The 24517-nt window shown below is 45.5% G+C and carries 27 protein-coding genes; 18 read left to right on the forward strand and 9 right to left on the reverse strand.

The features are described 5' to 3' along the window. Window positions 1-28 precede the first annotated feature (28 nt). Window positions 29-667, forward strand: coding sequence for a GNAT family N-acetyltransferase (locus tag ACFQ2J_RS14355; protein ID WP_386061861.1), 639 nt, complete (start codon window positions 29-31; stop codon window positions 665-667). A 51-nt stretch (window positions 668-718) separates the two neighbouring features. Here the strand turns inward: ACFQ2J_RS14355 and ACFQ2J_RS14360 are convergent, their stop codons facing one another. Next, on the reverse strand, window positions 719-925 hold the full coding sequence (locus ACFQ2J_RS14360; protein WP_386061864.1) for a helix-turn-helix transcriptional regulator: 207 nt from the start codon (window positions 923-925) through the stop codon (window positions 719-721). After that, window positions 915-1328 carry a hypothetical protein gene (locus tag ACFQ2J_RS14365; RefSeq protein ID WP_386061867.1) on the reverse strand — a complete coding sequence of 138 codons (414 nt, stop codon included), beginning with the start codon at window positions 1326-1328 and terminating at the stop codon, window positions 915-917. Before ACFQ2J_RS14365 ends, ACFQ2J_RS14360 begins: the two co-directional genes overlap by 11 nt. Before the next feature lie 140 nt (window positions 1329-1468). Between ACFQ2J_RS14365 and ACFQ2J_RS14370 the strand changes: the two genes are divergently transcribed. The 17 genes from ACFQ2J_RS14370 to ACFQ2J_RS14450 all read left to right on the forward strand — a co-directional run bounded on the left by ACFQ2J_RS14370 (window position 1469) and on the right by ACFQ2J_RS14450 (window position 16876). Then, window positions 1469-2296, forward strand: a complete 828-nt coding sequence (locus tag ACFQ2J_RS14370; protein ID WP_386061870.1) for a hypothetical protein — start codon at window positions 1469-1471, stop codon at window positions 2294-2296. A 99-nt stretch (window positions 2297-2395) separates the two neighbouring features. Next, a complete protein-coding gene (locus ACFQ2J_RS14375) occupies window positions 2396-4066 on the forward strand; it encodes an acyl-CoA dehydrogenase family protein (RefSeq protein ID WP_386061873.1) in 1671 nt (556 codons plus the stop codon). A 162-nt stretch (window positions 4067-4228) separates the two neighbouring features. Next, the gene (locus ACFQ2J_RS14380) at window positions 4229-5413 is read left to right on the forward strand and encodes an ATP phosphoribosyltransferase regulatory subunit (protein WP_386061876.1); all 1185 of its coding nucleotides are present in this window, start codon (window positions 4229-4231) and stop codon (window positions 5411-5413) included. Beyond that, the gene (gene hisG / locus ACFQ2J_RS14385) at window positions 5406-6044 is read left to right on the forward strand and encodes an ATP phosphoribosyltransferase (protein WP_386061879.1); all 639 of its coding nucleotides are present in this window, start codon (window positions 5406-5408) and stop codon (window positions 6042-6044) included. Before ACFQ2J_RS14380 ends, hisG begins: the two co-directional genes overlap by 8 nt. Continuing rightward, window positions 6041-7318, forward strand: coding sequence for a histidinol dehydrogenase (gene hisD, locus ACFQ2J_RS14390; protein ID WP_386061881.1), 1278 nt, complete (start codon window positions 6041-6043; stop codon window positions 7316-7318). The genes hisG and hisD overlap by 4 nt, the downstream gene beginning before the upstream one ends. Continuing rightward, window positions 7311-7904, forward strand: a complete 594-nt coding sequence (hisB, locus tag ACFQ2J_RS14395; RefSeq protein ID WP_386061884.1) for an imidazoleglycerol-phosphate dehydratase HisB — start codon at window positions 7311-7313, stop codon at window positions 7902-7904. Before hisD ends, hisB begins: the two co-directional genes overlap by 8 nt. A gap of 1 nt (window position 7905) precedes the next feature. Further along, window positions 7906-8550 carry an imidazole glycerol phosphate synthase subunit HisH gene (gene hisH / locus ACFQ2J_RS14400; RefSeq protein WP_386061887.1) on the forward strand — a complete coding sequence of 215 codons (645 nt, stop codon included), beginning with the start codon at window positions 7906-7908 and terminating at the stop codon, window positions 8548-8550. Further along, entirely contained in the window at window positions 8547-9275 is a 729-nt protein-coding gene (gene hisA / locus ACFQ2J_RS14405; RefSeq protein WP_386061890.1) for a 1-(5-phosphoribosyl)-5-[(5-phosphoribosylamino)methylideneamino]imidazole-4-carboxamide isomerase, read from the forward strand. Before hisH ends, hisA begins: the two co-directional genes overlap by 4 nt. Next, window positions 9275-10033, forward strand: coding sequence for an imidazole glycerol phosphate synthase subunit HisF (hisF, locus tag ACFQ2J_RS14410; protein ID WP_386061893.1), 759 nt, complete (start codon window positions 9275-9277; stop codon window positions 10031-10033). The genes hisA and hisF overlap by 1 nt, the downstream gene beginning before the upstream one ends. Then, a complete protein-coding gene (hisIE, locus tag ACFQ2J_RS14415; protein ID WP_386061896.1) occupies window positions 10030-10656 on the forward strand; it encodes a bifunctional phosphoribosyl-AMP cyclohydrolase/phosphoribosyl-ATP diphosphatase HisIE in 627 nt (208 codons plus the stop codon). The genes hisF and hisIE overlap by 4 nt, the downstream gene beginning before the upstream one ends. A gap of 95 nt (window positions 10657-10751) precedes the next feature. Beyond that, complete coding sequence (locus ACFQ2J_RS14420) at window positions 10752-11765, forward strand: tetratricopeptide repeat protein (protein WP_386061899.1); 1014 nt, start codon at window positions 10752-10754, stop codon at window positions 11763-11765. A 129-nt stretch (window positions 11766-11894) separates the two neighbouring features. Next, window positions 11895-12845, forward strand: a complete 951-nt coding sequence (gene trxB / locus ACFQ2J_RS14425) for a thioredoxin-disulfide reductase (RefSeq protein WP_386061902.1) — start codon at window positions 11895-11897, stop codon at window positions 12843-12845. 298 nt (window positions 12846-13143) lie between these two features. Beyond that, window positions 13144-13611, forward strand: a complete 468-nt coding sequence (locus ACFQ2J_RS14430; protein WP_386061905.1) for an 8-oxo-dGTP diphosphatase — start codon at window positions 13144-13146, stop codon at window positions 13609-13611. A gap of 37 nt (window positions 13612-13648) precedes the next feature. Next, a complete protein-coding gene (gene rapZ / locus ACFQ2J_RS14435; protein ID WP_386061909.1) occupies window positions 13649-14545 on the forward strand; it encodes an RNase adapter RapZ in 897 nt (298 codons plus the stop codon). A 2-nt stretch (window positions 14546-14547) separates the two neighbouring features. Beyond that, window positions 14548-15501 carry a gluconeogenesis factor YvcK family protein gene (locus ACFQ2J_RS14440; RefSeq protein WP_386061912.1) on the forward strand — a complete coding sequence of 318 codons (954 nt, stop codon included), beginning with the start codon at window positions 14548-14550 and terminating at the stop codon, window positions 15499-15501. A gap of 35 nt (window positions 15502-15536) precedes the next feature. Then, entirely contained in the window at window positions 15537-16496 is a 960-nt protein-coding gene (gene whiA, locus ACFQ2J_RS14445) for a DNA-binding protein WhiA (RefSeq protein ID WP_386061915.1), read from the forward strand. Between the two features lie 128 nt (window positions 16497-16624). Continuing rightward, complete coding sequence (locus tag ACFQ2J_RS14450; RefSeq protein WP_386061918.1) at window positions 16625-16876, forward strand: HPr family phosphocarrier protein; 252 nt, start codon at window positions 16625-16627, stop codon at window positions 16874-16876. A 43-nt stretch (window positions 16877-16919) separates the two neighbouring features. Here ACFQ2J_RS14450 and clpP read toward each other — a convergent pair whose 3' ends face one another. The 7 genes from clpP to ACFQ2J_RS14485 form a co-directional block, all read right to left on the reverse strand. Further along, window positions 16920-17528 (reverse strand): ATP-dependent Clp endopeptidase proteolytic subunit ClpP, encoded by a 609-nt coding sequence (gene clpP, locus ACFQ2J_RS14455; RefSeq protein ID WP_386061921.1) that lies wholly within the window; start codon window positions 17526-17528, stop codon window positions 16920-16922. A gap of 572 nt (window positions 17529-18100) precedes the next feature. Further along, entirely contained in the window at window positions 18101-18703 is a 603-nt protein-coding gene (locus ACFQ2J_RS14460) for a response regulator (RefSeq protein ID WP_386061924.1), read from the reverse strand. Beyond that, the gene (locus ACFQ2J_RS14465) at window positions 18700-20064 is read right to left on the reverse strand and encodes a sensor histidine kinase (protein ID WP_386061927.1); all 1365 of its coding nucleotides are present in this window, start codon (window positions 20062-20064) and stop codon (window positions 18700-18702) included. The genes ACFQ2J_RS14460 and ACFQ2J_RS14465 overlap by 4 nt, the downstream gene beginning before the upstream one ends. Before the next feature lie 15 nt (window positions 20065-20079). Continuing rightward, window positions 20080-20670 carry a DUF6305 family protein gene (locus tag ACFQ2J_RS14470; RefSeq protein WP_386061930.1) on the reverse strand — a complete coding sequence of 197 codons (591 nt, stop codon included), beginning with the start codon at window positions 20668-20670 and terminating at the stop codon, window positions 20080-20082. 138 nt (window positions 20671-20808) lie between these two features. Next, window positions 20809-21702: a nickel transporter permease gene (gene nikC, locus ACFQ2J_RS14475; RefSeq protein ID WP_386061933.1), complete on the reverse strand. Its 894-nt coding sequence runs from the start codon at window positions 21700-21702 to the stop codon at window positions 20809-20811. A 17-nt stretch (window positions 21703-21719) separates the two neighbouring features. Then, a complete protein-coding gene (locus ACFQ2J_RS14480; protein ID WP_386061936.1) occupies window positions 21720-22724 on the reverse strand; it encodes an ABC transporter permease in 1005 nt (334 codons plus the stop codon). Between the two features lie 128 nt (window positions 22725-22852). Continuing rightward, the gene (locus tag ACFQ2J_RS14485) at window positions 22853-24517 is read right to left on the reverse strand and encodes an ABC transporter substrate-binding protein (RefSeq protein ID WP_386061939.1); all 1665 of its coding nucleotides are present in this window, start codon (window positions 24515-24517) and stop codon (window positions 22853-22855) included.

Raw genomic sequence — 24517 nt, forward strand, 5'->3', positions numbered from 1 at the left:
CATTGATGAAATGGAGAGTGGTGTACTTATGCAAATTAAGATAAGAAATGAACGTCCTGAAGATTATAAAGTGGTTGAAGAAGTTGCCAGAGAAGCATTTTGGAATTTATATTTTCCAGGATGTCATGAACATTACGTAATTCACAAAATGAGAGAACATGAGGATTTTATCAAGGATCTTTCATTTGTTATCGAAGTGGAAGGTAAGATTGTCGGTGGTATCTTCTATACTCAATCAAAAATTGTAGCTGAAGATGGAAAAGAATATAAAACGATCAGTTTTGGTCCTGTGTTTATTTCTCCTGAACACCGTAGGAAAGGACTCGGGAGAAAGCTGATCACTCATTCTATCCAAGCAGCGAAAGAAATGGGCTACCGTGCGATCCTTACATTAGGTTATCCATATCATTATGAACCTTATGGATTTCGAGGTGGGAAAAAGTACAGCATATCCATGCCCGATAAGAAGTTCTATAAAGGGTTGCTTGTATTACCGCTTTACGAAAATGCGTTGGATGACATTTCAGGTCATGTGGTTTTTTCAGATGCACTGGAGGTTAACGAAGAAGATGTGGAAGCTTTTGATCAATCATTTCCTCCTAAAGAAAAGAAATTTCAAGAGAGCCAGATTGAATTTGAGAAAGCTGCTTCATTGCTTGATGAATAACAACAGAAACAAAGAAAGCTCGCCTTCAAGAATGGCGAGCTTTTTGAATATCTATGAAAGATCTTTTTCATCAAGCAGAAACACTTCTTCAATCGGTGTCTCTAATTGGCGTGCGATTTTAGCTGCTAATTTCAATGATGGGTTGTATTCGCCTTTTTCCAAGAAGACGATTGTTTCTCGTCGGACGCCAACTTGTTTGGCAAGGTCCGCTTGGGTCATTTGGAATCGAGCGCGAAGTTCTTTAATTCTAGTGATCATGGATGAAATCCTTTCTTTTTCTTACAATCAGCCAGCTGATTGCGAAACTGAAGAACATGCCAGCAAGCCCAAGCATTAAAAGGTCATCCTGTTGGAAGTGTTGATGGAATGCGAACAATGTAAGCCAAATGATCAGAGAGATGAAGTAGGAATAGCCTGCTGCAAACAGCTTCACTTTCTTCGAGCGCTCATCGTCATGAGGATAGCCCGCACTCACATCCTTGAATAGCCTGATTATGACCGGGATAAGGATGAGGCCGACCAGGATAATTGAAATAGAGAGTAGAAGAATTGAAGTAATCGCTGCGTCCGCTTCCAATAGTGTTTGGGCTTGGAGGATTAATCCTATCACAAGCGATGCACCTAATAAAGTGATGACAATCAAGAACAACTTCGAATTCATAAACTTTTCCCTCCTTAATGTTAGAAATAATTAACCTTATGTTATAAATATATAACATAGAAGGGGAATTGCAACCTTTTTCTGAAACATTTATCCAAAAAGTACGTAGTTGTACTATACATAAAAAAGGAGTGCGTATTATGAAGGATATGGCACAATTGCTGGAACAGGACGGGAGAAAGCAGTTGATCATTGGTATCATCAGTGCTTTGATTGGTGCGTTGTTCATCTTTGGACTGTTCGTTGTAGAGGTTGATGGGGTTAGCTATCTGGTCACTGGATTTTTCATTTTCATCTTCCTTTTCATCGGTCTCACTCAACTTTCAGCGGGAGCAAGGGATCTAAGGCAGTCACGTTCTGGTACGAAAAATTTCACAGATGGAGTCGAGTCGGTTGCACATGAATCTTTACCTAAGCGTATGTATCTTGGCTTTCATTCAGGGTTTGATACGAGGACACGGCTATACGACATGGATGGAAACACATACGGTGAGGTAAAAGAGCAGGGGCGTCTAAATAGAGCAGTGAAATTTTTGGGAGGAGCAGTTCATGCTACCCCATTCTTGCCGGGGACGTATGCTTTCTATGACCAGGATGCTAACTTGATCTATTCATTAGATAAAAAGGGAGGATTGCGCTGGCGAAGCTATATTGAAGATGAATCAGGCCATCCAATTGCATATATTGAAGAACCATCAGGAAATAAAGGGAAAGTGCTTCATTACCTAAAAGGAGATCAGCTTATCTGGAAAGCGGAAACGGATTCCTATGGTGATTTTGTAAAAATATACGATACAAGTGGGAAAATGCTTGTTGAAATGAAGCGGGATGCCATTCCTGTAGAAGCTGTCGATCGCTTCGGTTCATCCTCAGGTTTCTTATTGGAATGGCACGATGCGAAAGATGTTACCGATGAACTGCTCGTGTTCACTTTTACGCTACATCTTCGTCGGTTCATGAATTACTGATCATGCAACACCAAAATGATTTCATCTAACCATCCAGGATCAGAGAATTTGTGATAAAATTTATATATCAGAAAATTCTGTATAAACGAGGTGGTCGTGTTGAATTTTTACGAACAGGATCCAAATCTGGCGTTCCAGCTGAAGCATCGGTTACCGGCTGCTTTTTTCGTATGGGCAGATCGTGAATTGCATGCATTCGGAGCTTTGTGTGCTGGAGAAATCGACCAGCGTGCCGTTCATACCGACCGGGAAGGCCAGCCAAAATTGATCAAGTATGATCGGATGGGTGACGATGTTTCGGAAGTATGGCTCAATGAGGGCTATAAGAAAACAGTAAAAGAAACGTATGACCGAGGGATTGTCGGCTATGTCCATAAAGATATCCCCGAGCTCGGACAGAAAGGAAATTACCTCTATTCTTACGCGCAAGGATACCTTCTGTCCCATGCAGAACCTGGCTTTTACTGCCCAGTCACGCTGACGATGGCGACTGCCTACTTGCTGGACCGCTATGCAGACGAACAATTGAAGGAAGCCTACCTTCCTCATGTACTCTCAACCGGGGAGACGGAATTATATGAAGGAGCAACATTTTTAACAGAACGGCAAGGAGGCTCGGATGTCGGTGCGAACGAAGTGCTGGCAGTCAAGAAAGGCTCGGAGTACCGGATCTATGGAGAAAAATATTTTGCAAGCAATGCTGGTGCATGCGGGGTAGCGATGGTGCTGGCGAGACTTGATGGGGCACCGAAGGGTTCAAAGGGGCTGAGTCTATTTTTAGTACCGTGGAAGAAAGAAGACGGAAAGAACAATCATATAAAAATCAGAAGGCTGAAGGATAAGCTTGGAGTGAGGGCGGTTCCATCTGCAGAAGTGGAATTCGAAGGTGCAAAGGCGTTTCTGGTCGGTGAAGCGGAACGGGGTTTCTATTATATGATGGAAGCTTTGAACCTTTCACGAATATGTAATGCTGTCGCATCTATTGGTATTATGAGGCGGGCTTATCTGGAAGCAAGAGAGTACGCGAAAAAGCGGGATGCTTTTGGAAACAAGCTCATCGATTATCCGATGATTCAGGATAGTCTTGCAAAAATGGCAGTGAAACAGGAAGTGGAGACATCGGCCATCTTCGATCTTGTCGCTTCGTTTGATGATTGGAATAAAGGAAATCAGAACGAGGTGAAAACAGTTCTGAACCGCCTGCTGATTGCGATTCTGAAGAAGGAAAGCGCGGAGCAGGCGATTCATTTCTCACATGAAGCGATCGAGATGCACGGTGGGAACGGCTATATTGAAGATTTCGTGACACCTAGACTATTAAGGGATGCACAAGTGCTGACGGTCTGGGAAGGGACGGCAAACATCCTCGGCCTTGAGGTGCTGAGGCTACTTCGTAAATATGAGGCACACAAGTTGTTTGAATCCGAGGTCCTCGAGCGGCTTGATCACGTACCTGACAAACTTCAACCGTTGCGAAAACAGCTCCGGGTTGCTGTCACATCTCTGACTGATGACTGTCAACACATTCTCGAACAGGAAGAGTCGATTCAAACCTTCCATAGTAAGAAACTTGCGGAGAGAATGGCAGCTATCTTCGAAGGGCTGATCGCGTTGGAGGATGCTGCTAAAGGGGATGAGCGCAAACAGAAAGTGGCTGAAATCTATTTTCATCAGACATTCATTCATGAAGAACTCGAAACCGATCCCCTTACATTGAAGTATTTCGATGCAATCATCTATCAGAAATGGGATACGACGATCACGGACTAAACAGAGAGGCGCACGTGCTTCTCTGTTTTCTTTTTGAGCAAAAGGGAAAACTGGATTACAGGAACTACACTGTTGACGGTATTGCTCTGTTTTGGTAGCATGGTAACATATTAGCGAGGTAAAGGATTAAAGAGTATTCAATGGATAAAGGGGTGCACACCATTGGCGAAGCGACTAATGTTCGAAAAACCATTAGGAATGCGGGATACGCTCCCGTTTTTTTATAAACAGAAAAAGACGATCCGGAACAAATTGACCGAAGCGATCGATGCTTACGGTTATTCTTTCATGGACACACCGCTACTGGAATATTACGAGACTGTCGGTGAAGTGAGTGCGACTTCCAATCAGCAATTGTTCAAACTGCTCGATCAGCAAGGGCATTCGCTTGTGCTGCGTCCTGATTTGACAGCCCCAATCGCTCGGGTTGCCGCTTCACAGATGAAAGAAGCTCAATTCCCATTGCGTCTGGCTTATGATGGTCCAGTTTTCCGTGCACAGCAGAAGGAAGGCGGGAAGCCTGCACAATTCGAACAGGTTGGAACAGAACTGATCGGTGACCATTCCATCTATGGCGATGCAGAAGTGATTGCATTGCTAGTAGAGTCCTTACGTGAGGCAGGGTTGGAAGATTTCCAGATCACAGTCGGACATATCGGTTATGTTCGTGCCTTTTTCCAGGAGTTTTTAGGGGAGGACCAGGATGCTACCGATGAGTTGATGGGATATTTGTACAGAAAGAATTATGTCGGCTATCGTGAAGCAGTTGACTCGTTGCCATTGAATGAAGAAAACAAGAGGGCTTTGAAGGAGTTACTGAAACTGCGTGGGAGTGATGAGATTTTCAGTGAAAGTAAATCACTTGCCCGCAATCAGGGTTGTCTGCAGGCAATCAATGAATTGAAACAGCTCCACAAGCTGTTGAAAAATTATCAAGTGGGCGATTATGTCAGCTTTGACCTCAATCTGATCAGCCACATGCATTATTACACAGGGGTGCTGTTCGAAGGGTATGCGCCTAACTTAGGCTCATTGCTTTGTAATGGTGGAAGGTACGATAAACTGCTTCCGTCCTTTCAATTAAATGCCTCCGCTACAGGTTTTGCGGTGCACTTGGAACGATTGGTCGAAGCAATCGGGGCATCAAATGGTCAAGACCAGCGGGTCGGAGTCCTTTTCGACGATGATAGCTTCAAAGCAGCATTGGACGCTGCAAGGGCATTGAGAGCTGAAGGGAAAAAGGTGCTGATGCAGCATGTCGATCAGATCATCGACTTGGAACAATTCCAGGCTGCGCTTGAGGAAGTCGTAGATGTAACGCAGACGGGAGGTTTCTTTGATGAATGAATCGCTTACGATCGCAATGCCGAAAGGGCGTATTTTTGAAGAAGCGGCCGAACTGATGAAAGCTGCTGGATACGACCTTTTGGAAAATATGGAGGAAACGAGGAAACTGATTCTCCAATTCCCTGACCAGAACATTCAGATCATGATGGCTAAGCCGATGGATGTCGTCACTTATGTAGAGCATGGTGCTGCAGATATCGGGATTGCAGGGAAAGACGTGCTTTTGGAACAGGACCGCGATGTCTATGAAGTACTTGATCTTGGAATCAGCCCTTGTTATCTGGCGGTCGCAGGTTTGCCGGATACACAAATGGGAAAAATCGCACCAAAGATCGCGACAAAGTATCCGCAGATTGCTTCGGATTATTTCCGTGAACAAGGTGAGCAGATCGAAATCATTTCATTAAACGGGTCAATCGAGCTTGCTCCTTTGATCGGACTTGCGGACAGGATCGTCGATATCGTTTCCACTGGTCGGACATTGAAGGAAAATGGCCTTGTTGAATATGAAAAAATCGTTGATGTCACATCGAGATTGATCGTCAATCCTGTCAGCTATCGGCTTAAAAGTGCCCGGATTGATGAGATGGTACGAAGCTTAAGCAGGGTGATTGAGGAGAATGCGGTATGAAAATAGTAACAGAGGAATCGATTGAATCGCTGAAACGTACGGTCGATACCGGAACGGAAGAACAGCGGAAAGCGGTCCAGGTAATTATCGAAGGGGTTAAGACGGATGGTGACGAAGCTGTACGCCGTTACACTTCTAAGTTTGATGGAGTAGAATTGGACACGTTCCGAATTCAACCGCAAGAAATCGAGCGTGCCTATCATGCACTAGATGCGGAAATGGTCGCTGTACTCAAAGAAGCTGCCGAAAACATCAGAAATTTTCATGAAAAACAACGCACGCATTCCTGGTTCGATACAAGTGCAGATGGCAGTATCCTCGGTCAGAAAATCACCCCACTTGATGCTGTTGGAGTTTATGTACCTGGAGGGACTGCTGCCTATCCTTCTTCCGTGTTCATGAATGTCATCCCTGCCCAAGTAGCAGGGGTGGAACGGATAGCGATGGTTACGCCTCCTAGTGTGGATGGCACTGTTCCGGCTGGGGTTCTTGTCGCAGCCGACATTCTTGGTGTAGAGGAAATCTACAAAATTGGTGGTGCCCAGGCGGTAGCTGCTCTAGCATATGGGACCTCTTCCATCAATCCAGTGGACAAAATCGTCGGTCCCGGCAATATTTTTGTCGCACTTGCAAAGCGGGAAGTGTTCGGCGACGTTGCGATCGATATGATTGCGGGTCCGAGTGAAATCGTCGTATTAGCGGATGACACAGCCGATGCTTACGAAATTGCTGCAGATCTGTTGTCACAGGCAGAACATGATCAGCGGTCTTCCTGTATGTTCGTAACGACAAGTGAGAAGCTTGCAACTGAAGTGCAAAAGGAAGTTGATGATCAACTGTCCACACTTCCACGTAAGGAAATCGCGTCAACAAGTATCGACGATCATGGTGCAATTATCGTTTGTGAGTCGATGGATCAGGCAGTAGCTGTGGTTAATCGACTGGCACCGGAACACTTGGAAGTGCTGACTGCCGAGCCATTCCAACTGCTTCCGCAGATCAAGCATGCGGGCGCAATTTTTCTAGGAAAATACAGCAGTGAACCGATCGGCGATTATTTTGCAGGACCGAATCATGTGTTACCTACCAACGGGACTGCGCGGTTTTCCAGTCCGTTGAATGTTGGCGATTTCGTGAAGAAGTCGAGCATTATCTCTTATAGTCGGAAGGCGTGGGAGGAAAACCATCAGAAAATTGCAGCCTTTGCCCGGTTGGAAGGACTGGAAGCACACGCAAGAGCAGTGGAGAGCAGGAAGGGGAAAGAAAATGAGTGAAGCAAGGACAGCCGCGATTGAACGAAAAACGAGAGAAACAGATATAGATTTGAACATAAATCTGGATGGAACAGGAAAAGTGGATCTTGATGTACAAGTTCCTTTTCTTGCACATATGCTGGAGTTATTTGCGAAGCACGGATTTTTCGACCTGAATGTGAAAGGCTACGGGGATATCGAGGTCGATGACCATCATCTGACGGAGGATATCGGAATCTGTCTCGGTCAGACGATTCGCCAGGCACTTGGAGATAAATCCGGAATCAAACGGTACGGATCTATGACGCTACCGATGGATGAGACGCTTGTCACGGTAGCGGTCGATTTAAGTGATCGCCCACACTTAGAGTGGAGAGCAGAGTTGCCGAAAGCCAAAGTCGGTACATTCGATACGGAGAATGTCCACGAATTTTTCTGGAAGCTTGCATTGGAAGCTAGGATGAACCTGCATATTGTTGTGCACCATGGTGAGAATACCCACCATATCATTGAAGCGATGTTCAAAGCGTTTGCACGTGCACTCGATGAAGCTACACTAAAGGATCCGCGTGTCCAAGGCGTCCCAAGTACGAAAGGAAGCTTGTAACATGATTGGAATTATCGATTATGGGATGGGCAATCTGTTCAGCGTTTCGAAGGCGTTGGAACGGTTGGACGTCCCTTATGTCATCGGTGACAGGCCGGAAAAGCTGGAAGGCTGTGATGGCTATATCCTGCCAGGTGTAGGGGCTTTCCCGGATGCGATGAAAGCACTAGATCAGCATGGATTCACCGATTTTGTCAAAACACTCGTCGATGAAAGCATCCCGCTATATGGAATCTGTCTCGGCATGCAGCTGCTGTTTGAGAAAAGCGAAGAAAACGGCAGCAATAAAGGACTGGGCTTGCTTCCAGGCAGTGTGATCCGGTTTGTCGGTCATGACAAAGAAGGGAAGAAATATAAAGTTCCACATATGGGCTGGAACAAGCTTGAGGTGTACCAGCCCTACAATCAACTGATGCGGGGAATCGAAGAGGATTACGTTTATTTTGTTCATTCCTTCTATGTGGATACGACAGATCGTTCGATTTTACTGGCATCGAGTACGTATGATGTCGAAGTACCTGCTATCGTTGGCAAAGGTTCGTTATATGCAAGTCAGTTCCACCCTGAAAAGAGCGGGGAAGCTGGCATGAAGTTATTGAGGAACTTCTGTGACCAAGTAGAGCAGAGCAAGGGAGGAAGACGATGAGTTTTACATTATATCCTGCAATCGATATGCGTGGTGGTAAGTGCGTCCGCCTCGAACAAGGGGATTTTGCAAAAGAAACCGTTTATGGAGATGATCCATTTGAAGTTGCGAAGGGTTTCGTAGAAGCAGGCGCAAGCTGGATCCACATGGTCGACCTTGATGGTGCGAAGCAAGGGTCGAAAATGAATGGAGCATTCGTCCTGCGTGTTGCAAATGAACTCGACTGCAACGTTCAAATCGGTGGCGGCATCCGTTCGGAAGAAGATGTCCGTTATTATTTGGACAATGGAGTCGACCGCGTCATCCTAGGATCCCTTGCTGTACGCGATCTTGAATTGACGAAGCAGCTGATCCGCACGTATGGAAATAAAATCGCCATCGGTCTTGATGCTCGTGATGGGTTCGTTGCCACAGAAGGCTGGCTGGAAAAGTCAGAAGTGAAGGCGGTCGATCTCGGAAAAGAGCTGACAGCAGCCGGAGCCGAGACGTTCATCTATACCGATATTGCGAAAGACGGCATGCTTTCCGGACCAAATACGAAAGAAATCGTCCGCCTGGCGAAAGAAACCGGTGCTGATGTCATCGCTTCCGGTGGCATAAAAGATTTGGATGATATTCGGACACTGAAATTATACAAGGATCAGGGAGTTGCGGGTACGATCATCGGAAAAGCACTGTACACAAACCAGTTCACATTAGAAGATGCGCTGAAGGAGGAAATGTGATGCTATCCAAACGGATCATCCCATGCCTCGATGTAAAAGAGGGCAGAGTCGTGAAAGGCATACAGTTCGTAGATATACGTGATGCAGGTGACCCGGTTGAACTTTCGAAAGTGTATGATGAGCAGGGAGCTGACGAACTAGTCTTTCTTGATATTTCTGCAACACACGAAGGTAGGAAAACGATGGTCGACGTCGTTCGTAAAGTAGCCGCGGAACTAGCCATCCCATTTACGGTCGGTGGGGGGATCGGCTCACTGGAGGATATGAAAGAAATACTCCGCAACGGGGCAGATAAAGTTTCCTTGAATTCAGCAGCGATCCGTCGTCCTGAGCTGATTCGTGAAGGTGCGGATTACTTCGGCACTCAGTGCATCGTCGTGGCCATCGATGCTAAATATGAGGAAAGCATTGGGACGTGGCGCGTCTATACCCATGGCGGAAGAAAAGCGACGGAATGGACCGTGCTGGATTGGGTAAAGGAAGCGGTCCGTCAAGGTGCGGGAGAAATCCTGCTCACCTCGATGGATCAGGACGGAGCGAAGACAGGTTTCGATCTTCCATTACTGAAGGCCGTCCAGGAAGTGGTGTCCGTTCCTGTAATTGCTTCAGGCGGTGCTGGGAACAGCGACCATTTTTACGAAGTATTCAAGGAAGCAGATGCAGATGCGGCACTTGCTGCTTCCATTTTTCACTACAAGGAAACATCTGTACAAAAAGTGAAAGAAGCTTTGGCTGAAAAAGGGGTGATCGTCCGATGAACGTAGATACGATACAATTTGATGAAAAAGGGCTTGTCCCGGCTATCGTCCAGGATGCAAGAAGCAGAGAAGTACTCACGTTGGCTTATATGAATAAAGAAGCATTGGAAAAGACGCTTGAAATCGGAGAGACGGTATTTTTCAGCCGTTCACGACAGGAGCTATGGCATAAAGGTGAAACGTCCGGGAACACCCAGAAAGTCACAGCGATCCGCTATGACTGTGATAAAGATGCACTGCTTGTCCAAGTAATCCCAAGCGGACCTGCCTGTCATAAAGGGGATTACAGCTGTTTTTCTGAGAATCTCACTGAAGAATCAGAGAAACCGAAGCTGAATCGTTTCGAGATGCTCGACCAGCTCGAATCTTTACTGGCAGAACGTAAGACTACGCTCCCGGAAGGTTCGTACACTAGTACGTTGTTCCAGGAGGGTGTCGATCGGATTGCCAAGAAAATCGGTGAAGAGGCGGGGGAAGTCATCATCGCTGCGAAAAACGATGATCCGGAAGAACTGGCGATGGAATCGGCGGATCTCCTGTTCCATTTACTGCTTCTATTGACCGATCGTGGGGTACCATTCGACAACGTCATCCAAGTGTTAGAAAAAAGACATGCCAAATAGACTATAGAACGAGCAGATTTGACAAAATCCTCTATATCCGCATGTCAATTTATGATATACTTCTAAAGTATTGACAAGGTGATAGGAGGACAGTAATGCGAACTTCTGAGAATGCTACAGTAGAACAAGTGAATAATAAAGTCATCACTTTTGTACCGAATGGAGATCTCTACTTCTCATATGGTGTACAGGCCTTTCAGAAGCGAAAGTTTGACCTGGCAGAAAAGTGGCTTAAGATGGCGTTGGAGAAATCCCCGGAGGAAGCCCTCTATGCTTGCCAGCTTTCGGTCATTTACACAGAGCAGGGTTCCTATCATGCGGCAAATCAAGTGCTGACGGAAGTTCTATCCCAGCACGGGACTGAGTATATCGATTGCTATTATCTGATTGCTAATAATTACGCGCATTTAGGGTTATTCAATGACGCGAAAAAATATGCAGAGAAGTATCTTGAGAAATCTGAAGACGAAGGTGAGTTCAAAGAGGCGGCGGACCAGCTGCTTGAGCTGATCCATACGTTGAGTGATGAAGAAGATGATGAGTGGGCGCTTGATGATGAAGATGACCTGCTGATCTATCAGGAAACAGCTTTTTATCATATCCAGCATCAAGAATGGGATAAAGCGCTTGTCGTGCTTGAAGAAATGATGCAGCTCTTCCCGGATTACACTACTGCCAAGCACGAGTACACATTCGCTCTCTTTTACCAGGGCGATCAGAAAGGCGCGATTGAACTGGAACAGAGATGGCTGGAGAAGGATCCTGAGAACTTGAACAGCCATGTGAACCTCGCGATCTTCTTCAAGGAACGCAACGAAACCGAGCAATGTGAATATCATGTACAGATATTACGGAATATCTACCCGATCCATGATCAGCAGAAGCTGTATATTGCACAGACGTTGACGGTTGCAGGTTATTATGAAGAAGCCTATCAGCGCTTCAAGATGATTCGCTCCAGAGATATCAAGCAGGCAAAAGCATTTTATAAATGGCACAGCGTAGCTTGCTACCATAATGGATACCCGTCGAAAGCATTGCAGCTTTGGGAACAAGGATGCAGAAAGTACCCCGCATTATCGAATGAAGGAGGCCCATGGAGCAACTGATTGCTCCAATGCGCTCCAATCGTTCTTTCTGAGCATATCGATAGACGCTGGGACTACTGTTTAATAAGATGGGTAATGTATAAAGTATAGAATCGTCTCAGAGTCAAAAGCGTTAAGGAGTTGATATGAATGTCTGAAGAACACATTTATGATGTGATTATCGCAGGAGCAGGTCCTGCAGGTATGACTGCAGCTGTATATACCTCCCGTGGTAATCTGGATACACTGATGATCGAACGTGGAATCCCTGGTGGCCAGATGGCAAACACAGAAGATGTTGAAAACTATCCAGGCTTTGAAAATATTCTGGGTCCGGATCTTTCCAACAAGATGTTTGAACATGCCAAGAAATTCGGGGCTGAATATGCGTATGGCGATATTAAGAAAATCATCGATGGAAAAGAATATAAGACAGTCGTAGCAGGTAATAAAGAGTACAAAGCACGTTCTGTCATCATCGGTACTGGCGCGGAGTATAAAGAACTTGGTGTACCAGGTGAAAAAGAGCTCAGCGGCCGCGGTGTTTCCTATTGTGCGGTTTGTGATGGTGCCTTTTTCCGTGACAAGGAACTGGTAGTTGTCGGCGGAGGTGACTCTGCGGTAGAAGAAGGTGTCTACCTTACGAAGTTTGCCAGCAAAGTGACGATCGTCCACCGTCGTGATGAGCTTCGTGCACAGCCGATCCTTCAACAGCGAGCGTTCGATAACGATAAGATCGATTTCATTTGGAATACCGAAGTGAAGACCATCAATGAAAAGGATGGAAAAGTCGGAAGCGTTACGATGCACAACAACAAAACAGGTGAAGATCAAGATTTCGACACGAATGGGGTATTCATCTATATCGGTATGATTCCTTTGAGTGGTCCATTCAGCGACCTTGGGATCACCAACGAACAAGGGTATATCGAAACAGATGAACGCATGGAGACAAAAGTCCCAGGAATCTTCGCTGCTGGAGATATCCGTGAGAAAGAGCTTCGTCAAATTGTGACAGCTACCGGAGACGGAAGTATTGCGGCTCAATCCGCCCAGCATTATATCGAAAATCTAATGGAAGAATTGAAGGCGGTAAAATAAGCTGCAATGGCTTTGTCGAGGAGGGTCGAATTTCCTCTGTGACAAAGTAACTGCATCTTAACCCTCTTGTAACACGCCTGAAACATTGATGGGGTACAATAAAAGTAATTAATTGACCCCCTTTTAATAGATATATCTATTAAGCACAGGTGAACGTTCGCCTGTGTTCTTTTTTTGTGCAAAAACAGCCGAACCTCCATGTTCCGACAAACCATCGGAAAACATAACATTGTAGGTGGAATCTGATTCATTGTATAATGATAAAAGGTGTCCTCACATAAGAACGAGGTGAAAAGTGATGCAACGCGTAACCAATTGTATCCTGAAATCCGGCGATCAGATGCTGATGCTGAAGAAGCCGAGACGTGGCTGGTATGTAGCGCCCGGCGGGAAAATGGAGCCAGGTGAGTCGATTAAGGAATCCGTCGTCCGTGAATTTCAGGAAGAAACAGGATTGACCGTACAGACCCCGGAATTGAAAGGGTCATTTACTTTTATCATTCGCGAAGGCGATCGCACTGTAGATGAATGGATGATGTTTACTTTTTACTCAGAATCCTATACAGGTACGATGCTGGAAGAAAGCGAAGAAGGGGAGCTAGAATGGGTTCCTGTCGATGAAGTACTGAATAAACCGATGGCGGAAGGAGATCGCCATTTTTTACATCATATACTTTCAACAAACGAACAGGTGTATGGAACATTCGTCTATACTCCAGATTTTCAATTGCTGGAAATGGACCTTGATCCGACGAAGCCTGAGTAAGAGTAGAGATTGAGGATATAGGGAGAGTGGATGGATCATGACGGAAAAGGTACTTGATAAAGAAACACAGCTGGTCATCATTACCGGGATGTCCGGTGCAGGAAAGACAGTCGCAGTCCAAAGTTTTGAAGATCTCGGTTTCTTTTGTGTCGATAATCTTCCACCTGCATTGTTACCGAAGTTTCTGGAACTGATGAAAGACTCCTCCAATGACATCCAAAATGTCGCACTTGTGATGGATCTTCGCGGAAGAGAATTCTTCGAAGCGTTATTTGAAGCATTGGACAAACTGGGAGAAGAAAGCTGGCTGCATGCCCACATCCTGTTTTTGGATGCACAGGATCAGTCTCTTGTTTCGAGATATAAAGAAACAAGAAGGTCCCATCCACTTGCGAAGGAAGGGCTTCCTCTGGAAGGAATCAGACAGGAAAGAAGACTGCTGGATGAACTTCGCGGAAGGGCGCAGACAATCATCGATACAACCAGTCTGAAACCAAGAGAATTGAGAGAGCAGATCATCGAGACGTATGCTGATACGAAGCGGAAACAGGAAATTTTCTCTGTACAGATGGTTTCATTCGGCTTCAAATACGGAATTCCGATCGACGCAGACCTCGTCTTCGATGTCCGTTTCCTTCCGAACCCGCATTATGTCGAGCATATGCGTCCATTGACCGGTCTGAACACAGAAGTATCATCGTACGTATTCAAGTGGTCGGATTCTCAGAAATTCCTGGAAAAGCTGATGGATCTGCTGCAATTCATGCTGCCGCAATATAAGCGTGAAGGAAAAAGTCAGCTGATTATCGCAATCGGCTGTACAGGCGGTCAGCATCGTTCTGTTGCTATCGCTGAACACTTGGCAAAACATTTCTCGACAGATTTTGTGACCCATGTGACTCACCGTGACATTGAAAAAAGAAAGGGTCATTGAACATGGGAAATGAATCATTGCCTAAAGTCGTGGTCCTTGGAGGAGGAACAGGTATGCCTGTCCTTCTTCGTGGACTGAAAAATTACCCGATCGATTTGTCAGCCATCGTCACGGTCGCAGATGATGGAGGAAGTTCGGGCAGATTAATCAATGAGATGGCCATCCCTGCACCTGGGGATATCCGAAATGTCATCGCAGCATTGTCGGATGCCGAGCCGATGCTTCTGGACCTTTTTCAACACCGATTCAAAAATGGAAATGGATTATCCGGGCACTCGATGGGAAACCTATTATTAGCTGCATTGACATCAATGACAGGAGATTTCTTCACTGGAATCAAGGAGATTTCCCGGGTGTTGAATGTCAAAGGGAAAATTTACCCGATTGCAAATCAGAATATGTCTTTACACGCCGAGATGGCAGATGGTACGTTTGTTTCCGGCGAATCGAATATTCCGAAACAGAACAAGCGAATCAAGCGTGTCTTTCTACGACCTGATCCGGTCCAGCCTTTACCTGAAGCAGTAAAGGCGATCAAGGAAGCGGATCTTGTCGTCATCGCACCTGGCAGTCTTTATACGAGTACCTTGCCAAATCTGATTGTACCTCAGATTTCCCAGGCATTAAGAGAAACAAACGGGAAGGTCACGTATGTATGCAACGTCATGACCCAGCAGGGAGAAACGAAAGGGTACACTGCAGGCGATCACGTCCAGGCAATCTATGATCACATCGGTGAAGGCTGTGTCCAATCGGTCATCGTTCACAACCTGCCGATTGAACAGGACGTAAAGAAAATCTATGCGGAAGAAAACGCGGAACCGGTCATCTACGATAAAGAGCGTATTGATACGATGGGTCTTGAGATCATCGAAGAAGACATTGTCGATCACCAGCGCTTGGAACTGCGTCATAATACAGATAAAATCGCCAACCTGCTCTATTCGATGATATAGAGTCCAGGTTGTTTTTATGGGGAGGTGTGGAAGTCTTGTCATTTGCATCAGAGATAAAGAAGGAACTTACCAATGCTGAAATCGGTGATTGCTGTGCCCAGTCGGAGCTTGCTGCATTGATCCGAATGAATGGAACGGTGTCTTTGACATCGGAAAAGCAATATATGCTGGACGTACAGACGGAGAACGCAGCGATTGCAAGGAGAATCTATAAGCTGATCAAAAGTCTTTATCCATATCCTGTAGAATTGCTTGTAAGGAAGAAAATGCGCCTTAAGAAAAACAATGTCTACATTGTACGGCTGAAAGAAAAGGTCAATACGATTCTTGAAGATTTGGATATTCTTAAAGGTCCATTCTCATTCAATAGGACGATTTCCGATCGATATAAGCAGGATACGTGCTGCAAGCGTGCATACTTGAGAGGTGCGTTTCTGGCTGGCGGTTCAGTCAACAATCCGGAAACATCCTCGTACCATTTGGAGATCTATAATTCCTATAACGAACACAACGAGGCGTTGTGTGAACTGATGAATGAGTTCTCCCTTCATGCAAGGACGTTGGAACGGAAAAAAGGGTTCATCACCTATATAAAAGAGGCTGAGAAAATCACTGAATTCCTTAGCAATATCGGCGCGCATCAGGCTTTATTCAAGTTTGAAGATGTGCGGATCGTACGTGATATGAGGAACTCCGTCAACCGTCTCGTCAATTGTGAAACAGCCAATCTCAACAAAACGATCGGCGCTGCATTCAGGCAGGTGGAAAACATCAAGTTCATCAAGAAGACAGTAGGGATTGAAGCACTACCTGAGAAGCTTCAGGAAATTGCAATGCTGCGTCTCCTCCATCAGGAGGTCTCTCTTAAGGAGCTTGGAGAACTTGTCTCGACAGGCAACATCAGTAAGTCAGGCATCAATCATCGCTTACGCAAAATTGATGAATTTGCTGACAAAGTCCGTCGAGGAGAATTTATTGAAAACAGCCAAAAATGATGCACCTGAAAAAACATTCATGCTATAATGGATGCAATCAAAAAACGCTTTCATAAGGGAAGCGTTTTTTCTTCCCTTATAGTGATAGCGCTTACGAAGAATTGAGTGACGGAGAGAGGAGAATGAGGGTGATTGAACGGTCGATAACAGTAGAACTGGAAGCAGGTCTTCAGGCGAGACCGGCAGCACAGTTTGTCCAAAGGGCGAATAGCTTTTCGTCCAACCTTTTTATTGAAAAGGATAAGAAACGGGTCAATGCGAAAAGTATCATGGGCCTGATGAGTCTTGCAGTCGGATCCGGAGAGGAAATTCTCCTGGTCGCAGAAGGTAAGGATGAGGAAGAAGCAATGGAGGAGCTAAGCGCCTTCGTAAAAGAATAAGAAAAGCGTTGCTAATTTGTTAGCAACGCTTTTTTAATTAATGTTATTCAGTTGGTTTCTTTTCCATTACTTTGTCGATCAAGCCATATTCCTTCGCTTTGTGCGCCGGCATGAAGTTGTCACGATCCGTGTCGCGCTCGATTACTTCAAGTGGCTGACCAGTACGGTCTGCTAGGATGTGGTTCAGTTTATCACGCATTTCAAGAATACGCTTCGCGTGAATTTCGATATCTGCAGCCTGACCTTGTGTACCGCCAAGTGGCTGGTGAATCATCACTTCACTGTTCGGAAGCGCATAACGTTTTCCTTTTTCACCTGCTGCAAGCAGGAATGCTCCCATGGATGCAGCCATACCGATACAGATTGTGGATACATTCGGCTTGATGAATTGCATCGTATCGTAGATGGCCATACCTGCAGTGATGGAACCACCAGGTGAGTTGATGTATAACGAGATGTCTTTTTCCGGATCATCTGCAGCAAGGAAAAGCAGCTGCGCTACGATAGAGTTGGAGATGTTATCGTCGATCGGGCTTCCAAGCATGATGATGCGGTCTTTAAGTAAGCGTGAATAGATATCGTATGCACGTTCTCCGCGGTTTGTCTGTTCAATAACTGTTGGGACTAGATTCATAATAGGTTCCTCCTTCATCACTTTTATCTTTTTGATGATGTGATATGTTTATCATACATCGATGGTCAATTAAGGTCAAACAAAACCCCCTGACCTCCGATGGTCGAAATCCTTCTACCATGATTCCCTATTTTAAAGAGAATAAACACGGCTTTTTCTCTGTTTTTCCTGAACTGGTAGTGGGGTTGTTGATGGGACTGGAACGGATTCCCTTTCCGCGGACGAACGGTCAAGCCTCCTCACTTCGTTGCGGGGTCTAGACGCGCTCGTTTTTCCGCAGGAGTGTCACCCGTTCCAGTCCCATCAACGCTATGGTTAATTACAGTAGGACGACAAAAAAATTCTCATGTAATTTAGTTTCGTTCTTTCTATAAATGGAAGAGTGGTGAGGAAAATGGTGAGACTCCTCGAAAATAAGTTCGTATTTTCTTCGTGCGGTGTTATTTCAAGATGTATTTCAAAGTCCAGCGGGAAGAAAAGACTGACGAGACCCCACAGGGAGGTACGACCGAGGAGGCTCGACGTCTTGCCCGCGGAAAGCGAGCCATTTCCCTCACCACGATACTCTAATGATGGATAACGAAACTTATTTATATAAGCTGGTATTTGTTTTTGGGGCGGCCTCTTGAGCCGTAGTCGCAGAGGACTTCGACTTCTCCTTTTTCCACCATATAGTGCAAGTACCGATGAACGGTCTGATAGGCGATCGGGAGGGAGGACTGGATTGAATTGATGGTGACGGCATTGTCCTGGCTGAACAGGTAATGCCTGATTTTTTTCATCGTATCAGGGTTGATACCTTTGTCCACAAATGCATCTTTGTCCGCATTTGATAGTTTTGCAACTTTCAAATTCAATCGGATCCGTGAAATGAGATCAGGTGCTTTGATCGGTTTCAGTGCGAAGTCGGTTGCACCTGCTTCGATGAACTTGTTGGCGATTTCCTGTCGTTCTTCGACGGTGAGGATGATGATCGGTGTATGCTTATCCCGTTTGCGGATTTCTTTGACCGTCTTCAATCCATCCCACTCCGGCATATGGTAATCGACCAGCACAAGATCCGGTTGTAATTTTTCGAACAGGGAGACACCTTGCTTTCCATTGGTTGCTTCGACTGCTGTCCACTCAGAAAATTCGCAGATTTCTTTCAAGGTGAAACGGATGGTTTCATTATCATCAATGATCAAAATCATGATACAGCTTCCTTTCCTTGTTGGTGTGGTAAGGTGATCGTCGTTTTTGTATGTGATCCTGGTATGCTTGCTACGTTGATGGTTCCCTGGTGGTTTTCGATGACCCGTTTCACAAAAGGCAGGCCGATTCCAGATGAATTCTTCGTACTGAATCCTTCCTTCCATATATGGAGGAGGTCCTCTTTGTCGATGCCGGGCCCGTCATCGATCACTTCAATGGAAACATGCGCTTCCGTGGCACGCACCGTAACGGTGATTTTCCCTCCTGTTTCGTGAAGGTAAATCAGTGAATTTTCAATGATGTTCGATATGGCTCTTGCCATTCGGATTTTGTTGACCTGAATGGTTGGAACCGGATCTTCGGTGATCAGTTCAAATTCGATGGATTGCTCATCCATTGACAGGTGACTCAGTACATAATCCATCAGTTCTTCAATTTCGATTTCATTTCTTACATCCTCAGAAAGCATATCTGCGATCATATCCTTCATTTTCGATATGGACTGATGAATGCGTTCGTAGTAGTTCATTGTTTTGGTGTCAGAAGCGTCGGCTTTCATTTCCATAAGTGAGATGAGTCCTTCCACTGAGACAAGTGGAGTCTTCAGGTCATGCACCAAGGTGTGCATCTCCTGATACACTTTCGATTCGATCAGGTCATCCTTCGTTTTCTGAAGCTCGATTCCCTGTTCATGAAAGAGACGTTGTGTCTCGAGTTGATTGGAGAAAAGCCGGATCAGCATCGTGAAAATCAAGGCGATGAAGATGAAAGCGAGAAAGAAGATGATCGACATGGAATTCAATAAGCTTTGCCCCGTCAAATATTCATCCACTGCTTTCAGACTGACCGCAAAATCATTTTGACCGAACCCGTATCTACTGAGCGACGGCGTGAGATTCAGCCATTGCATGGCACCGATCGTAAGCAGCAGCAGAATGAAGAACAATAGGCTGTGATAGCGTTCGGCATGCAGTTGCCTGTTAAATAATAATATGCATACGACCGTCAGCAGATGTGGCAGGTATGCGTAATACTCGCTATAAAGAATGTTCAGCGTGTAGATGGCGATGACAGCCTGCACAAGGAAGACCGATTGAAAAAGCAGATCCCGCGCTGTATTGGTCATGTATTTTGTCAGTAGCATGATGCCGAAGTAGATCATCGTGAACGTAATTGCGTTTCGTGCGATATAGGAAAAAGTGACGACGAGCAGCTGGCCACTGTCTTCGCCTTGCATACTGATTTCGATTTTTTCAAAAATGAAGCCGGACCATTCCGTACTTAGAGCGGGGAAGAGCATCCCGTAGAAAAGCAGGACGAACCCGGAAATGCCCCAGGCACCATTCATCTTTCTATTCATGCCGATCCTCTCCTGTCATCGGAATACAGAGTTGAATGGGGTTTTCAAATCTTCCAGCTGGTCAACGAATGTGGATGGAATATGATAGTGTTCAAGGTTTTCAAGTAAGGTATCGAGCGGCTTTTCATGTCTTCTGCCAATGAAGTAATCCGCATAAGATAAGACTTCTTCTGTCAGCTTCCACGTTTCTTGGTTATCCCGGTATTCTACATCCAGATCGATCAATACGATCGGCTTGCCCGAGTGTTCTGCTTGCTGTGCAAGTTTCCGGATCCGTTTCCTTTCCTGTTCGAATTGCCTTTGTTTGTGTAACAAGCCATTGTAGCTGTATCCAAGTATGATTATGATGGTGTCATATTCATATAAGTCGGTGGCAAGTGCTCTTGGGCGGTAATCAGCATCAAGGTGTAACTGCCTTGCAATGTTCTCCACCATTCCACCCTCGACTGACTGACCTGCTGAAGTGATCAGAATAGGTTCTTTTCCAATAGGAGAAGGGAGGTTAGGGTACATATGCATCGGCTGACTCGAGGTCTGGTAGGCATTCATTCCCATGATGATGAAACTGATGATGAGACAGATCATGACGACGATATATTTCTTCAACGCTTCTCCTCCTTGGTTATGTATGGTGAGGCGGGGATTTCGCGAGTTCAGCTGATATTCTCGCAACAAACGGAAAAAAGAAAGCCTAGCATAGAGGCTTTCTTTTATTCTACCTAAATATTCAGATTTTTAAAGGGTCTATTGCTTCAATCGTGGATCCAGTGCATCTCTCAATCCATCTCCGAACAGGTTGAAACCAAGTACTACAAGGAAAATGGCGAGCCCTGGAAACATGACGACCCATGGAGCAGTCTGTAAGGCGGAACGTCCATCACTCAGCATTGCTCCCCATTCAGGCTTTGGCGGCTGGGCACCAAGACCAAGGAAGCTCAGTCCTGCAGCATCAAGAATGGCAGTACCTACAGTAAGTGTCGCCTGTACAATGATCGGAGCAGCACAATTCGGCAGAACGTGCGAGAAAAGAATTCTTCCATTCTTTGCTCCAATTATCCGTGAAGCCTCAATATACTCCGTCTCTTTGACGGAAAGTACGGTAGAGCGAACGATTCTGGCAAAGTGCGGGATCCCTACGATCCCTACCGCAATCATTGCGTTTGTGAGACTTTTACCAAGAACTGCAATTAAAGCGATTGCCAGCAGGATGCTTGGGAATGCCATCATGATATCGATGATCCGCATGATGATCTGGTCGACCCAGCGGCCAAAGAATCCGGCTACCGCCCCAAGCAGAACTCCGACGATCATTGAAATGCCGACAGAAATGACACCGATTTGAATTGTAATCCTGGAGCCATAGATGATCCTGGATAAAATATCCCTTCCTAATTCATCCGTTCCTAAAATATGCTCAGCAGAAGGAGCTTGATAACGGTTGATGATGTCCTGTTCATCAGGTGTATAAGGTGCAATCACTGGTGCTAGGATTGCCACAGTGAACAACAGCAGAATAATGATCAATCCAACAAGCGATGTCTTACTTTTTATGATTCTGGAAAAGGAATCCAGCCACAGACTTGATCGTTGTCTTTTCACTTTGGGTTCAACTTGATTCACATTTGCTTCAACAGCCACCTATGTCACGTCCTTTCCTAATCCAGTTTGATCCGCGGATCGAAGTACTTGTATAGTATGTCGGTCAATAGGTTGACGAGCACGAAGATAATCGCGACGATCAGGATTGTAGTCTGAACGACTGGGTAATCCCTAGCCAGGATGGCATCAACGACATAGCGCCCCACACCCGGCCATGAAAAAATCGTTTCTGTCAATACTGCCCCGCCAAGTAAGAATCCAAATTGCAATCCAATGACAGTGAGGACCGGCAGGGAGGCATTTTTCAATGCGTGTTGGAAAATGACAAGCTTGCTTGCCAGACCTTTCGCATTTGCCGTCCTTATGTAGTCCTGTTTCATCACTTCCAGCATGCTTGAACGCGTCATCCTTGCAATGATTGCCATCGGAATGGTTGCTAATGCCAGTCCTGGCATCAATAAATGCATGAATACATCTGCAAAAGCAGTGAAGTTCAATGTTAGGAGACTATCAAGCAAGTATAAATTGGTGTATGCCGTCATCTCAATATCATTGGATAACCTTCCGGATGGTGGCAGCCAATTCAATTCGACAGAGAATAACCAAATCATCATCAAACCTAACCAGAATATCGGCATCGATACTCCGAACAAAGCGCCGGTCATACTGATATTATCAAACCAGGAATACTGCTTGACGGCAGCTATGACTCCAGCTAGTACCCCTACAACAATGGCGATTGTCATTGCAAATAATGTGAGTTCGATCGTAGCAGGCAGTTTCCCGCCAATTTCAACAATGACAGCTTCTTTTGATTTGATGGATGTACCCAAGTCACCCTGGGCGATATTTCCCATGAATCGTCCGTATTGGACAATCAATGGATCATTAAGATGAAGTTCCTCACGAAGCAGCTCAAGCTGTGCTTCCGTCGCTTTTTCACCTAGAATGCTTTTTGCGGGATCACCAGGCACGAGGTGCATCAATGAAAAAGCTAAAATCGAAACACCTATGATGACAGGGATCAATGAAACGAGTCGTCTGATGATGTAATTCAGCATGATACATTCCTCCAAAAAATAATGGCAGGGAGCCCTTCAGGTATTCAATGATGCATCCTGAGGCTCCACGGCCACTTCATATTATAAGGGGAGGGTAGGAAGGGGACATGCCCCTTCAATTACCTCTATCAATTAATATCAAGATAGTTGAATGGCTCACTTCCAGTTGGGTGAGGGATGTAGTTCTCTACACCCTGCTTAACTGCAAGTGGTGGTGTCGTATGAGCAATCGGGAACCAAGGAGCATCCTCATGAATCAGCTCTTGAGCTTCCATATAGTACTCGACACGCTTATCTTGATCGAGTTCAGTCTGTGCTTTTTTCAACAGGTCATGGACTTCATCGCTCTTATAGAATGCGATGTTACCAGCAGATCCGACTTTTGCATTGTCTTTATCAAGCAATACATACAAGAAGTTATCCGGGTCACCGTTGTCACCAGTCCACCCTAGGAAAGCCATGTCATGTTCGCCATTTTCTGTTGCTACAAGGTGGGAGTCCCACTCGTTTTCAACGATTTCGACGTTGACATTGATTTCTTTCAGCATTTCCTGGATCGCTTGTGCAGCGAATTTAGGCTGTGGCAGGTATGGGCGTGGGTTGGACATTGTATAAAGTGTCACATCGAACCCATCCGGATAGCCAGCTTCGGCCAATAGGGATTTAGCTTCTTCTACGTCGTAACCATAATCTTCAATGTTGTCATTGTAGCCCCATAGGGATGGAGGCATCGGGTTTTTCGCTGGTTTACCAATCCCTTCGAACAAGGAAACCAGTTTTTCTTTATCAATAGCAAGGTTGACAGCCTGACGTACTTCTTTGCTTTGCATCGGACTTCCTTCTTTATCAGTGTTCAATGCCATGTATCCTACGTTCATGGAAGGACGGCGAATGACTTTCAAGTCTTCATTATCTTCTGCTTGTGCGATGTCCTGTGGGTTCATTCCGTTCATTGCATCAATGGATCCGGACTGAAGTTCCATGAAACGAGCACCGTTATCCGGGATGACACGGAAGATGACTTTATCGACTTTAGCAACTTCGCCGAAGTAATCTTCGTTCTTTTCTACAGTGATCTGATCATCCTGTTTCCACTCGACAAATTTGAATGGACCTGTACCAACAGGATTTTTGAAGTAGTCATCGCCATGCTCTTCTACTGCATCCGGGCTTGCAATTCCGAATGGAGGCATCGCAAGGGTGTTCAGGAATGGAGCATTAGGCTCGGAAAGTGTGAATTTGACTTCGTAGTCGCCTGTTGCTTCCACTTTTTCAATGATTCCACCAAGGTCATCTTCGGAAGCGCCGAACATGTAACCGTAGTAGACGTAGTCTCCACCGCTTGCCCAGCGTTCAAAGTTGAACACGACATCTTCTGCTGTGAAGTCAGTTCCATCGTGGAATGTAACATCGTCACGAAGCTGGAAGGTCCACTCCTTACCATCATCGCTTGTTTCCCATTTTGTTGCCAAAGCAGGTACTACTTCTGTTCCTTCCTGCTCATAGCGGACCAATGTGTCATAAAGCTGATTTGTTACATAGATGGACTCACCATCAGTAACTTTTGACGGATCAAGTTCCACTGCATCCGCACCACGGCCGAATACGAATGTCTTTTCACCGCCATCATCGCCGGAATCTGCAGTTTCTCCAGAATCAGCAGTTTCCTCAGAATCATTGGTATCTTCAGAATTGTCATCATCGGAGTTGACTTGCTCACCTTGACATGCAGCAAGGACAAGCATCATTGCAAAAACACTTAATAATAACATCCAAAATGCTTTCTTCTTCAA

The organism is Thalassobacillus hwangdonensis, from assembly GCF_042675915.1.
GTDB classification, from domain to species: Bacteria; Bacillota; Bacilli; order Bacillales; family Halobacillaceae; genus Thalassobacillus_A; species Thalassobacillus_A hwangdonensis.

Bases quoted from the DNA above. Each gene is read 5' to 3' on its own strand.
- ACFQ2J_RS14355 (WP_386061861.1), top strand. From the start codon at position 29: ATGCAAATTAAGATAAGAAATGAACGTCCTGAAGATTATAAAGTGGTT.
- ACFQ2J_RS14360 (WP_386061864.1), bottom strand. From the start codon at position 925: ATGATCACTAGAATTAAAGAACTTCGCGCTCGATTCCAAATGACCCAA.
- ACFQ2J_RS14365 (WP_386061867.1), bottom strand. From the start codon at position 1,328: ATGAATTCGAAGTTGTTCTTGATTGTCATCACTTTATTAGGTGCATCG.
- ACFQ2J_RS14370 (WP_386061870.1), top strand. From the start codon at position 1,469: ATGAAGGATATGGCACAATTGCTGGAACAGGACGGGAGAAAGCAGTTG.
- hisG (WP_386061879.1), top strand. From the start codon at position 5,406: ATGAATGAATCGCTTACGATCGCAATGCCGAAAGGGCGTATTTTTGAA.
- hisD (WP_386061881.1), top strand. From the start codon at position 6,041: ATGAAAATAGTAACAGAGGAATCGATTGAATCGCTGAAACGTACGGTC.
- hisB (WP_386061884.1), top strand. From the start codon at position 7,311: ATGAGTGAAGCAAGGACAGCCGCGATTGAACGAAAAACGAGAGAAACA.
- hisH (WP_386061887.1), top strand. From the start codon at position 7,906: ATGATTGGAATTATCGATTATGGGATGGGCAATCTGTTCAGCGTTTCG.
- hisA (WP_386061890.1), top strand. From the start codon at position 8,547: ATGAGTTTTACATTATATCCTGCAATCGATATGCGTGGTGGTAAGTGC.
- hisF (WP_386061893.1), top strand. From the start codon at position 9,275: ATGCTATCCAAACGGATCATCCCATGCCTCGATGTAAAAGAGGGCAGA.
- hisIE (WP_386061896.1), top strand. From the start codon at position 10,030: ATGAACGTAGATACGATACAATTTGATGAAAAAGGGCTTGTCCCGGCT.
- ACFQ2J_RS14420 (WP_386061899.1), top strand. From the start codon at position 10,752: ATGCGAACTTCTGAGAATGCTACAGTAGAACAAGTGAATAATAAAGTC.
- trxB (WP_386061902.1), top strand. From the start codon at position 11,895: ATGTCTGAAGAACACATTTATGATGTGATTATCGCAGGAGCAGGTCCT.
- ACFQ2J_RS14430 (WP_386061905.1), top strand. From the start codon at position 13,144: ATGCAACGCGTAACCAATTGTATCCTGAAATCCGGCGATCAGATGCTG.
- rapZ (WP_386061909.1), top strand. From the start codon at position 13,649: ATGACGGAAAAGGTACTTGATAAAGAAACACAGCTGGTCATCATTACC.
- ACFQ2J_RS14440 (WP_386061912.1), top strand. From the start codon at position 14,548: ATGGGAAATGAATCATTGCCTAAAGTCGTGGTCCTTGGAGGAGGAACA.
- clpP (WP_386061921.1), bottom strand. From the start codon at position 17,528: ATGAAGGAGGAACCTATTATGAATCTAGTCCCAACAGTTATTGAACAG.
- ACFQ2J_RS14460 (WP_386061924.1), bottom strand. From the start codon at position 18,703: ATGATTTTGATCATTGATGATAATGAAACCATCCGTTTCACCTTGAAA.
- ACFQ2J_RS14465 (WP_386061927.1), bottom strand. From the start codon at position 20,064: ATGAATAGAAAGATGAATGGTGCCTGGGGCATTTCCGGGTTCGTCCTG.
- ACFQ2J_RS14480 (WP_386061936.1), bottom strand. From the start codon at position 22,724: ATGCTGAATTACATCATCAGACGACTCGTTTCATTGATCCCTGTCATC.